Consider the following 14759-nt stretch of genomic DNA (forward strand, 5'->3'; position numbering starts at 1 on the left):
GTAAGTTTTTGCTCAGCTAAGTATGAGGATTTGAAATGTCGACCTACTTTACAGAAGAGCAATCCGTTGAAGCCGTGAATGAACGGGTTGATGCCAATATAAATCCCAGACTTAAGTTTGTAATGGCGAGTCTTGTAAAACACCTGCATGCGTTTACAAAAGAAGTTGAACTGACTCAGGATGAGCTGGATCAGGCGATCAGGTTTTTAACTGCTGCAGGGCATTTGTGTACTGAAGAGAGGCAGGAATTCATTTTACTCAGTGACGTGCTGGGGCTTTCGATGCTCGTTGATGCAATCAATAACCGGAGACCGTCAGGGGCAACTGAAAACACTGTGTTGGGACCGTTTCATGTCAAAGGTGCTCCCTGGCTGCGAATGGGGGATACCATCTGTTTGGATGAGAAAGGTGAAAGCTGCCATTTCGAAGGCCGGGTGGTGGATATGGACGGTAATCCGATTGAAGGCGCCTGTATCGACGCATGGTCAGATAACGCCGATGGTTTTTACGATATTCAGCAACCGGATATTCAACCGAAATGGAATAATCGTGGCCGGTTTAAAACCGGTCCGGACGGTACCTACAGCTTTTTCGGTATTAAGCCGGTCAGTTATCCGATTCCAAATGATGGCCCTGTTGGAAAAATGCTGGAAGCATTAGGCCGGCATCCATATCGGCCTGCACATATGCACTTCCTGGTCACTGCAGACGGCTATAAAGATGTCATTACCCATACATTTTTAGGTGACGACCCTTATCTGACTTCAGATGCTGTTTTCGGTGTTAAAGACAGCCTTATAGCCCCTATAGACAGAGTAGACGGAGAGTCCGTCTGGCATTCCCGTTTCGATTTCAAACTGGTGAAAGTCACCTCAGATTAAATCGCATGACTGCCTGCCAGTATGGGGCAGGAGTCATCAGCATGCGCCATACAGGTATTACCGGCGCGCGGTATGTTGTGTTCAGTAGAAGAATATCAGAGTGCTTTTAGTTCTTACTGACCGCTTTGCCGTGCAGGAAATACAGCAGTTCCAAGTAACATCCGTTGATCGCATGTGGAAGCATGAGACAACAGGTCAAATAAAACAGACTCTGAGCGTTTTTAGCCGTTCTTGTGTGAGTGAATAAGGAAAAACTGAGATGAATCCTTTTGTGTATAACGCTAATCCCGGTCGGGTAATTTTTGGGCCTGGCAGTCATTCTCAGATTGCCAGCGAAGTGCAGTTGATGAATGCAGGGAAGGCGCTGGTGCTGGCAACTCCTACGCAAAGTAAAGCGGCGCATCGTCTTTCTGATCAGTTAGGGGAGCTTTCTGCCGGCGTATTTGATCAGGCTGTGATGCATGTTCCGGCAGAAACCGCAAAAGCCGCTATTGAAGCGGCAAAGAATATGAACGCGGGCTGCACGATTGCTGTTGGTGGCGGATCAACCATAGGATTGGCTAAAGCTATTGCTCTGGATACAGGTAAGCCTATTCTGGCGGTGCCAACTACATACGCAGGTTCAGAAATGACGCCGATCTGGGGGATAACTGAAGCCGGAGTAAAGACCACGGGGCGTGATCTGAAGGTGTTACCACGGACGGTTATTTACGATCCGGAATTACTGGTGACGCTGCCTGATTTTATTACGGGTCCCAGTGGTATGAATGCAATTGCGCACTGTGTTGAAGCGCTTTATGCTGAAAACGCCAACCCGATAACGTCGATGATGGCTGAAGAAGGTATTCGTGCCATCGGTCGAAGCTTAGAAGAAGCGGTGAAACAGCAGGAAAATATCGCCGCACGTTCCGATACTCTCTACGGTGCATGGCTGGCCGGTGCATCATTAGGTGCTGTTGGCATGGCCCTTCATCACAAGCTCTGCCATACCCTGGGTGGAAGTTTCAACCTGCCGCATGCGGAAGTGCACACCATCATTATTCCTTACGTTACAGCTTATAACACACTGGCTGCACCTGATGCGATTGGAAGAGTTGCAAAGGCTCTGGGTGTTGAGAGCAGCGCAGATGCCGCAAGTGCGTTATTTGATCTGAATATTGCGATTGGAGCAAAAATGACGCTGTCCGAACTCGGTATGACCGAAGAAGATCTGGATAAGGCTGCTGATATTGCTACCCGTAATCCCTACTACAACCCACAACCCGTTACCCGTGAAAGCATTCGTCGCCTTCTGGACGATGCCTTCCATGGACGTCGTCCAACTGTGGACTAGGTCGTAAAGCATTCGATAGCGCCGTTAAATCAGTGTGAAAACCGCAGGCTGCATGAGAATGAAAGTAATAACGATGAGGTATTAATGTGATGAAAACTGTTCCGAAAATTTCGCTGACTGAAGCTGCTAAAAAAGTGAATAGCGGTGACGTTATGCTGGTGGGAGGCTTCGGCATGACAGGTAATCCGGTGCACCTCCTGCATGCCCTTGCAGAAACGGACACAAAGGATCTGATTTATATCGGCAACAATGTGGGAGAGCCTGGTTTAGGAGGTGGCCGTTTATTGCGTAATGGTCAGATCAAAAAAGCTATTGGTTCGTATTTCACAAGTAATCGTGAAGCAGTAGAGGCTGCACAGTCTGGCAGGATGGCGGTGGAGTTGCTGCCTCAGGGAACTCTCGGGGAAGCGATGCGGGCTGGTGGTGCCGGGATCGGTGGATTTTTTACGCCTACCTCTGCGGGGACGCCGTTGGCTGAAGGCCGGGAATCACGAATGATTGACGGTATTGAAATGGTCTATATACCTGCGATTAAAGGCGACGTAGCCCTGATTCGCGCATGGAAAGCAGACACAGCCGGTAATCTGGTATACCGCATGACCGAGAATAACTTTAATCACAGTGCTGCGACTGCAGCCAGGCTGGTGATTGCTGAAGTTGAAGAGATCGTTCCGGTGGGAGATATCGATCCTAATGAAGTTCATACCCCTGGCTGCTTTATAGATTATCTGGTTGAGGCGAAGCTTTCGACAGCAGATCTGGGATCATCAGCGTCGGTGTCTGCCAGTGCGAAGAAAGTCGACGAGCGCAGAATGAATATGGCGCGTGAAGCGTTAAGTGAATTAACGCCCGGTGATGTTGTGAATCTGGGCATTGGTGTACCCACGTTAGTGGCGGACCTGATAACGCCGGAACACGGCATCAGTATGCATACTGAAAACGGTATGCTCGGAGTAGGGCCGGAACCTGCGTCCGGCGGTGCAATGGATTATCCGGTAAATGCAGGCAAGGTACCTGTTACAGCAGTACCTGGCGCCAGTTACTTTGACAGTTCGGCGTCATTCGGCATGATCCGCGGTGGTCACGTGGATGTGGCGATAATGGGGGGCTTACAGGTTGATGCGCAAGCGAACCTTGCGAACTGGGCAGTACCGGGTAAACCGTTACTGGGTGTCGGTGGCGCAATGGATCTTGCTTCGGGTGCGGAGCGTTTGATTATTACTATGACCCACACAGACCGAGACGGTAATTCCAAGGTGGTACCCAGCTGTACACTGCCACTGACAACTAAAGGTGCGGTCAATGTACTGATAACAGAACTGGCAAAATTCAGATTTACCGATGGAAAAATGCTACTGGTCAAAGTATTACCGGGCGCCACTCTCGATGAGATAAAGGCAAAAACCGATGCCAGTTATGAGGTTGCTCTGGAGTTGGATGATATCCAAGGGGCTATTCAGCAATAACAGACCGGTTGAGTTGTAAAAGAATATCTTGCTGGGAGATCGAGTAATGAAAGAAGTCTTTATCTGTGATGCCGTGCGTACACCTATCGGGCGTTATGGCGGAGCGCTGTCTAAAGTCCGGGCTGATGATCTGGGGGCTATTCCGCTAAAAGCTCTGATGGAGCGAAATCCGTCAGTCGAGTGGGATAAGGTTGATGAACTTATTTATGGCTGTGCAAATCAGGCCGGGGAAGATAACCGGAATGTTGGCCGCATGGCTCTGCTGTTGGCGGGGTTGCCAACATCTGTTCCTGCCACAACGGTTAATCGTCTTTGTGGTTCCGGTATGGATGCTATAGGAATTGGCGCAAGGGCCATCAAGGCGGGGGAGGCTGAACTTATTATTGCCGGAGGCGTTGAATCAATGTCGCGGGCACCGTTTGTGATGGGGAAGACAGAAACTGCGTTTTCCAGAACACCGGACGGACTTCACGATACAACGATTGGCTGGCGCTTCATTAATGAAAAAATGAAAGCGCAGTACGGGGTTGATTCAATGCCAGAAACCGCTGAAAACGTGGCAGAACAATTCAATATATCCCGGCAAGATCAGGATAGCTTTGCGTTTGGGAGCCAGCAAAAAACAGCTAAAGCGATGGCAGCTGATATTTTCTCGGATGAGATCGTACCGGTTCAGATCCCTCAGCGTAAAGGTGAGCCTTTAGTCGTGGATACTGATGAGCACCCAAGACCGGAAACAACGTTGGAAGGCCTGGCCAAATTGCGAGCCCCTTTCAGGGATGGAGGTACTGTTACGGCCGGGAACGCTTCCGGTGTTAATGATGGTGCCTGTGCAGTGATTCTGGCGTCTGAAGATGCCGTGGAACGCTATGGTTTGAAGCCCCGTGCCAAGGTAATTGCCATGACAACCGCAGGCGTTGAGCCGCGCATAATGGGATTCGGTCCGGCCCCTGCGACTAAGAAATTGCTGAACCGTACTGGAATCTCTTTGGATCAGATTGACTTAATAGAGCTGAACGAGGCATTTGCGTCTCAGGCGCTTGCCACTATGCGAGACCTTGGCCTTAAAGATGATGATCCTCGTGTTAATCCTAATGGCGGCGCAATAGCGCTGGGGCATCCATTAGGTATGAGTGGTGCACGTCTGGTGACCACTGCGGTTAATCAACTGGAAAGAAGCGGTGGTCAGTTAGCAATCTGCACAATGTGTATTGGTGTGGGGCAGGGGATCGCTATGCTGATTGAGCGCAATTAAATGATTATCGGGCTGTTCAGCGCGTTAACGGGACGTCACTGACAGCTATTTTCAGCCTCATCGGAGGCTGTAAGTCTTTACTAACAAGTATCACGTAATGGGACAAATGTAATCTCAGGGTTTAATACGCATGTTATTTTTTAAATGGGGTATTAATCTATTTTTTTATTATTTTTTTGGAGAATTAAATAATGTTTATGCCAAAGGTTTCGGTTTATTTTGTTATTCGGTTATTAACCTGTGGAATATGGTTGTCTGCAGGGTTGCATAAATTATTTAATAGTGGTTTCCATATTAAGGGAATTGAGCTTCATGGCATGGCATTTGCCGCTACAGCGATATTTGTGGTGGTTTTATTGATTGAAGTGGGCGGTAGTTCACTTGTTTTATTTAATAAGTATGTCTGGGCTGTATGTATTATCTGGATTGGTTTTTTATTTCCGGCCAGTGTTCTTTATCATACGGGCTGGATTCCAGAATTCTTAGCTGAAAACTTTGTAGGAAGCCCACCAGGTTTTACACCTTTTTCAAGTATGGTTGCTTTCTTTAAAAATGTCTCAATTGCCGGAGGCCTTATCGCACTAATATATTTTGATCAGTCTAAACCTTTATGGCTACGCAATCTTTTGGAACGGTCCGGTACTGAATAAATTGGGTGTTAACTGTTTTTCTTAAATAACTGTTCAGTGTTTAAAATATTATTTTTCGTAATGTTCTATTTTATTTATCGGATATAGGTTAAGGAACCGAAATGAAGTTACTAAAATGTATTTCCTCTGCTTTACTGGCCATGGGGATGTCTTTCAGTGTGCAGGCTGCAGAAGGTAGAGATGTTGCCGGGCACCTCAGGCTGATAGACGGCTTAGACCGACCTCAGGATGGTTATTGTCTGGATATCGCGGGTTCCGGACCCTATGTACGGTTTGATTTACCAATGACAGCACATAACTGTAAACCCGGACTGTATGCCGATGAAGCGGTCGTACTGGATGATAATGGCTATATCAGGTTCCCGGCTTACGATAAGTGTGCAACAGTGGCGGGCATTAATTCACGGGCTTTACCCGGTGCGTCTGTGCTTGCCAGAGATTGCGGTGAACGCTCCCCTTTTATGGATGCTGATTTGTTGCAAAAATTTGAGCTGAATGAAGAAGGCTATGTTGAACTGATTGATTCAGGGCTGTGTTTAACCACAGGCAGAACATCGGATTCCACCTACGCTGCAGACCATCGTTGGCGGCCGCTTTTTGTCGAAGAGTGTGAACGTGTTGTACCTGAACGCTCACGCTGGGAGTTTTCTGTTCCAGAGCACTTTTAAGCGCTGAATATGTTTCTGCTCCCGGAGGATTGCTGATGATCCTCTTATACAGCTAAAGAACATTCTGGAGCTTATATTCTGAGCGGCTGTGTTTTGGCCGTAAAGGTGACTTTCTGGAGTTTGACCGGGAGTACTGGCTGCACGATGCCATCAAGCTGGTGGTGAATATTGAAGGCTAGTTTTGGGTCCCGCTGCAGGCACATATGCTGCCTGATTTATCCCCAAAATGGTTTCAAGTTTTTCCCTGTTGGCGCTTCATACCTTTTAACCTTGCTACTATGAATGATCAGCGGTCAGTCAGGTAGGTGTATGGCTTTTTCAGATATTGCCCTCGAAGTTAAAAGGCTGTCAGATGCCACGTCTGTAAAAATTGGGCAAGAGTACTTTGAGTCTCTGGTTGAATACCTTAGCAATGCTTTGGCTGTTGATATCGTCTTAATCGGCGAGCTGGTTGAAGGTAATACTGCGATTCAGACGAAAGCGGTGTTTGCCAATGGGGAACGTGCTGACAATATCGTCTATCAGCTAGCCGGTACCCCCTGTGAAACCGTAGTTTGTCATGATGCCTGCGTGATCAGTAAGGATGCCCAGCTGGCTTTTCCGGAAGATCTGTTACTGCAGGATATGAATGTCGAAGGCTATGTAGGTGTACCGCTTACATCCCTTGAGGGGACTCCTTTTGGCCTGATCATCGCTCTGAGCAGTCAGCCGATTCAGAATGAAGATTTTATCCTGACCTATTTTGATCTGGTAGCGGGGCGGATTGCAGCAGAATATGAACGCCTGCAGATCATGAAACTGCTCACCGACCAGGAAAAGAAATTCCGGGACATCGCTTTCTGTTCGTCTGACATCATCTGGGAAGTCAACGAGCATCTTGAATACACTTTTTCGTCGACCATTCCTGAGGGGATTTTGGGCTATTTGCCGGAAGAGCTGATGGGTAAAAAACCGTTCGAATTCATGCCGGCAAAAGAATCTGAAAGGGTACAGGCACTGTTTCAGCCCATATGGGATAAGCGTGAAAAGTTTTCCGCCCTGGAAAATCTGAGTATTCATAAAGACGGCAGCCTTGTATATCTGGAAACCAGCGGTGTTCCCATCTTTGATGCTAAAGGGGAGTTCCGGGGATACCGGGGACTGGATCGCAACATTACTGAACGTAAAGAGAAAGAACGGGAGCTGCAGTTAGCGGCGACTGTTCTTGAGACGGCCACCGAGGCGGTCATGGTCACGGATGTCGACAAAAAGATCATCAAGGTTAATAAAGCGTTTACGGAGATCACTGGCTACGAACGGGATGAGGTTCTGGGGAAAACGCCTGCTGTGCTGACATCCGGGCATCATGATAGTGCTTTTTACGTGGAGATGTTCAAGACGCTTGAGCTGACCGGTAAGTGGGGAAGTGAAATCTGGAACCGTAAGAAAAACGGCTCTATTTATCCCCAGTGGCTGTCTGTGTCTGCCATGTACGATGAACAGGGAGATTTAAGCGGTTATGTGGCTTTGTTCAGTGATATTACCAAGCGTAAGGAATACGAAGAAAAGATTGAGTATCAGGCAAACTATGATGCCCTGACCGGCCTTGCGAACCGGCATTTGTTAAAAGACCGGTTTGCCAGTGCGATTTACCGTTCAGACAGAAATAACCGTCTGGTCTCACTGCTGTTTATCGACCTTGACCGCTTTAAACAGGTGAATGACAGCTTCGGGCATACATTCGGTGACCGGTTGCTCAAGCAGGTAGGCAAGCGGCTGGGTAGCCATGTGAGACAATCTGATACGGTTGCCAGGCTTGGGGGAGATGAGTTCGCGGTGATCTTTCCTGATTTGCCTGATACCCATCATATGGAAGACACCATCAGGACAATACTGGATACCCTTTCTCAGCCGTATCATATTGATAACAGTGATGTTTATCTGTCAGCCAGCATCGGTATAACCGTTTATCCTGAAGACGGTAATACTATTGAAGAGCTGCTGAGAAATGCTGACAGCGCCATGTATAAAGCTAAAAACAGTGGCCGGAATACCTTTCAGTATTACTCTGCGGATATGCACCTGGAAGCACAGCAACGTATTGAGCTTGAAAATGCTCTGCGCAAGGCCGTTGTCAGAAAGGAATTTGTACTGCATTACCAGCCGGTTATCGATGCCCGCACAAACCGGATAGTCGGAGCCGAAGCCCTTATACGCTGGCAACGCCCTGATGTGGGGCTGGTGTATCCGAACGATTTTATCGGCCTGGCAGAAGAGTGTGGGTTAATTACCGCAATGGGGGAGTGGGTGCTACAGGAAGCCTGCTCGCAGATCGCTCAGATACTGGATAAATGTCCGGATGATTTCTTTGTCTCGGTTAATGTTTCATGTGATCAGTTTAAGCATGCCAACATGCCGGAGCTGGTGGCCGAAACTCTGCAGGCAAATGGACTGGCGCCGCATCGGCTGGTTCTGGAAATCACAGAGAGCATCATGCTCAACGATGACTGTTTGATTCTGGAGCAGTTTGAAAATCTGAGGCGCTTAGGCATTGGTATTTCGATTGATGATTTCGGTACCGGGTATTCGTCGCTGAGTTATCTGCATAAATATCCGATCACGACGCTTAAGATTGACCGTTCTTTTGTGAACGAACTGGCCTCCGATAACCATGGTCATGCACTGGTTACTGCCATTTTGGCAATGTCTGAAAGCCTGGGCCTTAAGGTGATTGCCGAAGGCATTGAGCAGGAAAGTCAGGCGGGCCTTCTTTCAAAGGAAGGCTGCATGTATTTTCAGGGCTATCTGTACAGCAAGCCTCTGGCTTTTGATGCCTTTCAGCAACTGGTAACTGAGTCCCGGTTCATTTCCGAACGATGAACGCAGGGATTCCCCGTCTTTTAGATGGGCATCCATCAGTCAAATTATATCGGACTCCCAGGCCGGGCTGCAGGGGCTGTGTGAATGACCGGTTAGATGGTCAAACGGATAATGACCGCCAGCATTTCTGCGAAGCAGGGGGCCAGTGCATCTTTGTCCACCGCGTGGCAATAAACCCCTTGCGGCTGACCGGGTTTGAAATCTGCAGCCAGTGCCGGGTTGTTTACCATGCGCGGATCATTGGCCATCCGCATGAGCATTTCTTCTCCGTGTTCACCATCAGGTCCGGTAGGTATCGTCAGCCGTGTACCCAGGCCTAATGTTAAGACAATGATGCCGTTCTGACGGGCAAATTCCGCCATATCTTCAGGTAAGTTGCGGGCGACCCGGTTAATTTTTACATATAAATCATTTGTACTGTCGTTACCCGGATCGTAATCGAATACCTGTCTGCGGGGGTGGGAGGGGTTGATCACGAGAAAGTCGGACGCATTAGGATCATGTGCATTGTAATATTGCGGGAACCCGGTAAGTGCATTGGCCAGTGTGGTACCGTTGTTGTCACGAAATTCCCAGGGGGAGGGGATCGGGTCGGCAACCATGTTGGCTTCCCAAAGGCCCCGTGGTGTGCCTGATGTTGTGTCGCTGGAGCGTATAGCGCCAATACGGTTACCGATTCCGCCATTGAATGAAAAGTTAGAAGCAAAGGTATTTGGGGCACCGTCTGTAAAGAAGACAATTACGCGTAATGACGCCGGATTATTAACGTTAATCAGCGCATCTATTGCACGCCACATGCCTTCTGAGGCGTTAGTAAACTGGTTAGGGTTGCCGTTGCCTCCGAACTCAAAAGCATCGATTTCATTTTCAATGGTGGCTTTACTGAATCCCCGTGCGTTATTGAAGCCAACGGGTACCTCTGCGCCAAAGGCATATTTAACCAGCGCGATGCGGTCAATACTCTCATTGAAATTACCGACAAAGTCCTTGGAGCGGTCAATAACATCCTGCGATACATCCGTACCCAGAACCAGCGATGTGGTGTTATCTACGACAAATGATAAATCAACCACCCGGCGTATTGTCTGAGCGTTACTTGGGATATCTATGTCATCTACGCCAACAAGTTTAACCAGGGTTGTTGGCATATTTGCAGTTGCGGATACATCAATTGCAACGTCGCCGGAAGGGCTGTAGGAGAAATTAACACTGGGCCGTCCTGAAAGGGTGGAGCTGAAATAATCAGGGGGAAAATTTGCATCAAAATATTTGTTTGCTGCACTCCGGGCTGAAGCTTCTCCGCCGGATATTGCCCGGGCTGCGGCCAGGCTGGCTGCGTCTACCGCGGCAGAAAGCTTAGCTTTTACACCGTAAGCTCTGGCTGAGTCGACGGCCAGACCGACAATTGCGAGGAGTACAGGTAATGCAATTGTCATCAGAACAAGGACAGTCCCGCGATTTTTTTTCCAGTCTAAGGTGGGAGTGAGTTTATCGTTATACATAATTCCCTCCCTACATGAAGGCACGTGAATAAATTAACAGATTCTGGTCGGTGAGATAGCGTGTCAGCCATGAGTAGTCGTACACGATTTCCACCACATGTACTGTTTCACCCGGCTCCAGAGTGATTGGGAAATTTGACAGCCTTGGCTTGGGTGTTGGCACTGAGCAGGTTCCATCCCCCTGCCAGGAAGGACAATCGCTCCAGGTTTCACTTAAAGAGGAAATGCCATGATTGAGCCAGCGGTGTTGTTCAGAAACATAGGGATCAGGGTCGTCGTCACCGACAATGACACTGATATAAATAATGCCTTCCTGAGAAAAATCTAAGGGGTCTGCAGAAAGTGCCAGTGCGTCCATGATCTGCTGGTCGCTGTCAACGGTTGATCTGGAGGCAAGGTTCGCCCCTTCTCTGGCTAACGCTGTTGATATATTTTTTGCCTGTATTGCATGGCTTAGCTCAATCACACCCAGCCCCAAAAGCAGGAGCACCGGGATAATAAAAACCATCTCTACAGTAGCCAGACCCTTTGATTTAGACGGATTACGCAATTCTTTTATCATGGCGTTGCTCCGGGAAATGCTTCATTTCGCACTGAGGCTGCCACAGAAAAATTGTAATGGCTGGCAGACATGATGGTTTGGGTAAAAGGGTTGGTTATCGGCCACTGGCAGGTGAGAGTAATAACAATGGATTCACCGGGGGCCCCAAAGCCCGCCACTGCAGTACCATTGCTATTGGTGACAACTATGTCGGATTCAGTCATCACCTCATCGAAAAAACCCATTGAGTTATCCTTAATTTTTTGGATGACTGCTCTTTTGCGATTGCCGTTTGCATCAGGGTCCAGATCGACTTGCCCTGTAATTGCATAGCGTGCCCCTTCTCTGACGGCGTGTTGCATTGTGAGTTTTACAAAACCGTATAAGGCAAAGTCTATGATCATGAAAACTAAAAGAAAAAACAGTGAACAGACGATAGCGAATTCAACCGTTGCTACACCACGGGCACGACGGGAAAACCTGGACCGGAAAGCATGATGATGGAGACGAGACAGACCCGGTTCAGGAAGTGGTTTTATAAAGTTCTTTTCCTGACTATTCTTGCTTTGACTGACGATGGGCGGAGAACACATAGAACTCACCCTAATTAGTTATTAGTGAAACGCTGTCACTTGAACTGTTTTCTTTCATGGCAGCTTAAAAATGAAAGCTTTTTCCTAACTTGCTGATTCTTCGTATGTCCGGAGACAAAAAAAGATCAGAAAAGTACTGATCAGGCATCAAAATTTTCATTTGGGTTATCAATAGGAATAGTCGTAACTGTAAATGCTGTCAAATCTGCCCGGCCTGTGGAAAACCGTTTAGATTTTTCAATAAAGGTTACTGATAACCACCTTATGTAAGGGATCTGTTTATAGTAAATACAGGGTTTTGAGCATCATTTCCGGATAGCTTCAGAAGAGGCTCTGCTCTGAAAATACTGTTTGATTCTGTTTGTGAAGTTGAACTGCCAGGGCCTGGCTGTTTTGTCGGGGCAGGTGCTCTGATTTGTTCAGGCTACAGCCGGTATTCCGGCTGTTAAGCAGGTGTATCCCCGGATAGTCCTGGCTATGGGAAAAGCTGCGACTTTCTGAAATGAGTCTGTGCATTCTGCCACATGACGGGATTCAGTGGTTGTGAGTATCGGCAGTTAAACGCAGGTTTTTCTTAACGCTTACCGAAGTTATTCTCCATCGACAGGATTGTCATTCCCCTGTAATATTCCATGCATACAATCTGGTCTATACCAGATTGAGTTGTAGTTATTCTGCTTTCAATCGAGATGAGACTTTAAGCCATGGCGTTACGCATTTTTGACCTGGACGAAACCATAACCTGTTGCGATACCTCGTCGCTGTTTTGTGAATATCTGAAGGAGACTGGTCTGGTGACGGATCCTGAATTTATCGCAGAAGAAGAACGGCTGATGGAGCAGTACACACAAGGGTGTATGTCGGTGCATGAATACATTGCATTTCAGGTGAAACCGCTGGCGGATATGGATGTGGCAGATATCGATCATCTTACTGAAGGTTTCGTTGCAGAGGTGATCGTGCCGAAGATTTATCCTCAGGCGAAGGTGTTGCTGCAGGAGTTACGCAGTGCTGGCCACCGGCTGGTAATAGTCTCGGCGACGGCGGCCTTCATTGTGCGTGCAGTGGCGAAACAGCTGGGGGTGGACGATGTACTGGCGATTGAACTGGAGACGGAAAACAACCGTTACACCGGTGAAGTCGACGGGGTGCCAACCTATCAGGCGGGCAAGGTTACCCGGTTGAATGCATGGCTAGAAGCGGAGCAGGAATCTTTGGAAGGCGCGGCGTTTTACAGCGATTCCATGAATGATCTGCCGTTGCTGGAGGCGGTTGAACAACCGGTGGCGACCAACCCTGATCCGCGGCTGGCAGTGATCGCCGCGGAGCGCAACTGGCCACAACTTAACTGGACCCTTTAAGCGGCGGTCAGAATTTCTGTCCGCCATTGTATGAAACCGGTTCTTCAGGTGAGAAAGCCGGATAACTATGACGGGCAGACCTATGCATCCAATCGTTAAACAAATTACAGATTTGTTTGCTGCTGAAGGTAGTCAGACCTACGGCGAAGACATTACACAAACAGAGCATGCCGTGCAGTGTGCTGAACTGGCGGTACGTGCCGGTGAATCTGATGAGCTGGTAACAGCAGCACTGCTTCATGATATCGGGCATTTGCTGGCAGCCACTGACCTGGCTTACGGCAACTATAAGCACGATGCTGTGGGGGCTGAGTTTCTGGCGGACTACTTCTCGCCCGCGGTTACCGAGCCGATCCGTTTGCATGCCCAGGCGAAGCGTTATCTGTGTTCAGTGGAAGAGGGCTATCTGGATGACCTTTCCGCAGCATCGCTGGATTCATTTCACCATCAGGGAGGCCTTATGACCCCTGAAGAATGCGACGCTTTTCTGGCTGAAACCTATTCTGAGTCAGCCATTAAACTGCGCCGCTGGGATGACGAGGGCAAGATTCAGGAGCTGAGCCTTCAGCCGTTCACCCATTACCTGCCACAGCTGCAGGCTTGTACTCAGCGAATGGAACAGGGGGCCTGATCATGTCTGCATTTAATAAAGAACGTTTTATGCGTCAGGGCTACATTGTGCTGGAGCAGGGGCTTACCGCACAGGACATGCAGATGCTGGAAACGGCCAGTGCTGATCTGTATGGCCATTCCGGTCAGTTGTTGCAACAGCTGCAGCAAAGCGGTGCCAGCCTGAATGATTTCTATCAGCAGAACCTTGATGAGCTGATCGTTGTCCCTGAAATTGATGACCCGCTGAAGGTGTGCCGTTACGAATATATTAAGGGCTATAACCCGGTTATCCGTGAGCAACTGGTACCTAAATTACAGGGGTTTATTAAAGCCCTGACAGGCGATGACTTCGTGCTGTTCAAAGATAAGTGCAATGCTAAAAATCCGGGCGGCGGGGCGTTTGAACCCCATCAGGATGTGATTGCCTACAATCATCTTAAACCAAACTTCCATGTGACTGTGGCGATCTTTCTGGATGAAGCAACACTGGAAAATGGTTGCCTGTTCTTTCCGGAAAATTATCGTCGCGATCTGGAAGGTCATGACTATGCATTACAGAACACTCCGAACGGTGAACTGCCGATCCTGCCAAGCTACGATGGCGGCAGCAGCCACGGTGCGATTCAGCAGGAGGTGGTCGAGCGGATTCAGTGGCAGCCGGTTGAAGCAAAACCCGGCGATGTGGTGATTTTCGATTCCTATGTACCCCATTATTCTGAGAAAAATGCTTCGGATAAGTCCCGCAGGGCGATGTTTTACACCTTTAATGCGCAGCATTTCGGCGACTTTTATGATGAGTATTACGACATGAAACACCGGGAATTTGATAACCCGAGCTTTCACGTAGCCACACCAACCGCTCACAGTAAGTCTGCGATGTAACAGCGGAAACTGGCAGAAAACGGGATGCAGTGCATCCCGTTTTTTTGGTCTGTCGAATGTGAACAGCTTGTTATGTGGCAAGGGACGTTCGCTGAAATTGTAAAAATTCCGTTATCTGGCTGTCACTTTTTTGTCATTAACCGGCCTGATAATAAT

The 14759-nt window shown here is 48.4% G+C and carries 13 protein-coding genes; 10 read left to right on the plus strand and 3 right to left on the minus strand.

The genetic code is table 11. From position 1 onward, the window contains the following. Positions 1-35 precede the first annotated feature (35 nt). From JYB63_RS11800 to JYB63_RS11830, 7 genes are all read left to right on the plus strand, one after another. Positions 36-881, plus strand: coding sequence for a dioxygenase family protein (locus tag JYB63_RS11800; protein ID WP_205658048.1), 846 nt, complete (start codon positions 36-38; stop codon positions 879-881). Positions 882-1140: 259 nt separating this feature from the next. Then, a complete protein-coding gene (locus JYB63_RS11805) occupies positions 1141-2214 on the plus strand; it encodes a maleylacetate reductase (protein WP_205658049.1) in 1074 nt (357 codons plus the stop codon). An 89-nt stretch (positions 2215-2303) separates the two neighbouring features. Then, positions 2304-3680, plus strand: coding sequence for a 3-oxoacid CoA-transferase (locus tag JYB63_RS11810; protein ID WP_205658050.1), 1377 nt, complete (start codon positions 2304-2306; stop codon positions 3678-3680). A gap of 46 nt (positions 3681-3726) precedes the next feature. Continuing rightward, complete coding sequence (pcaF, locus tag JYB63_RS11815; RefSeq protein ID WP_205658051.1) at positions 3727-4935, plus strand: 3-oxoadipyl-CoA thiolase; 1209 nt, start codon at positions 3727-3729, stop codon at positions 4933-4935. Between the two features lie 191 nt (positions 4936-5126). Beyond that, positions 5127-5585, plus strand: a complete 459-nt coding sequence (locus tag JYB63_RS11820; protein WP_205658052.1) for a DoxX family protein — start codon at positions 5127-5129, stop codon at positions 5583-5585. 101 nt (positions 5586-5686) lie between these two features. Next, a complete protein-coding gene (locus JYB63_RS11825; RefSeq protein ID WP_205658053.1) occupies positions 5687-6253 on the plus strand; it encodes a DNA-directed RNA polymerase subunit beta family protein in 567 nt (188 codons plus the stop codon). A 309-nt stretch (positions 6254-6562) separates the two neighbouring features. Continuing rightward, positions 6563-9112, plus strand: coding sequence for a bifunctional diguanylate cyclase/phosphodiesterase (locus tag JYB63_RS11830; protein WP_205658054.1), 2550 nt, complete (start codon positions 6563-6565; stop codon positions 9110-9112). Positions 9113-9204: 92 nt separating this feature from the next. Here the strand turns inward: JYB63_RS11830 and JYB63_RS11835 are convergent, their stop codons facing one another. From JYB63_RS11835 to JYB63_RS11845, 3 genes are read right to left on the minus strand one after another with little or no spacing between them, the layout of a single operon-like run. Next, positions 9205-10614: a vWA domain-containing protein gene (locus JYB63_RS11835; RefSeq protein WP_272873570.1), complete on the minus strand. Its 1410-nt coding sequence runs from the start codon at positions 10612-10614 to the stop codon at positions 9205-9207. A 10-nt stretch (positions 10615-10624) separates the two neighbouring features. After that, positions 10625-11176: a TadE/TadG family type IV pilus assembly protein gene (locus JYB63_RS11840; protein WP_205658056.1), complete on the minus strand. Its 552-nt coding sequence runs from the start codon at positions 11174-11176 to the stop codon at positions 10625-10627. Continuing rightward, positions 11173-11748, minus strand: a complete 576-nt coding sequence (locus tag JYB63_RS11845; protein ID WP_205658057.1) for a TadE/TadG family type IV pilus assembly protein — start codon at positions 11746-11748, stop codon at positions 11173-11175. Before JYB63_RS11845 ends, JYB63_RS11840 begins: the two co-directional genes overlap by 4 nt. Before the next feature lie 704 nt (positions 11749-12452). Here JYB63_RS11845 and JYB63_RS11850 point away from each other — a divergent pair. The 3 genes from JYB63_RS11850 (at position 12453) to JYB63_RS11860 (ending at position 14603) form a co-directional block, all read left to right on the plus strand. Then, positions 12453-13109, plus strand: coding sequence for an HAD family hydrolase (locus JYB63_RS11850; protein WP_205658058.1), 657 nt, complete (start codon positions 12453-12455; stop codon positions 13107-13109). A gap of 82 nt (positions 13110-13191) precedes the next feature. Then, complete coding sequence (locus tag JYB63_RS11855; protein ID WP_205658059.1) at positions 13192-13740, plus strand: HD domain-containing protein; 549 nt, start codon at positions 13192-13194, stop codon at positions 13738-13740. A gap of 2 nt (positions 13741-13742) precedes the next feature. Continuing rightward, positions 13743-14603: a phytanoyl-CoA dioxygenase family protein gene (locus JYB63_RS11860; RefSeq protein ID WP_205658060.1), complete on the plus strand. Its 861-nt coding sequence runs from the start codon at positions 13743-13745 to the stop codon at positions 14601-14603. Positions 14604-14759: the final 156 nt, after the last annotated feature.

The organism is Aliamphritea spongicola (assembly GCF_017051665.1).
Lineage (GTDB): Bacteria > Pseudomonadota > Gammaproteobacteria > Pseudomonadales > Balneatricaceae > Amphritea > Amphritea spongicola.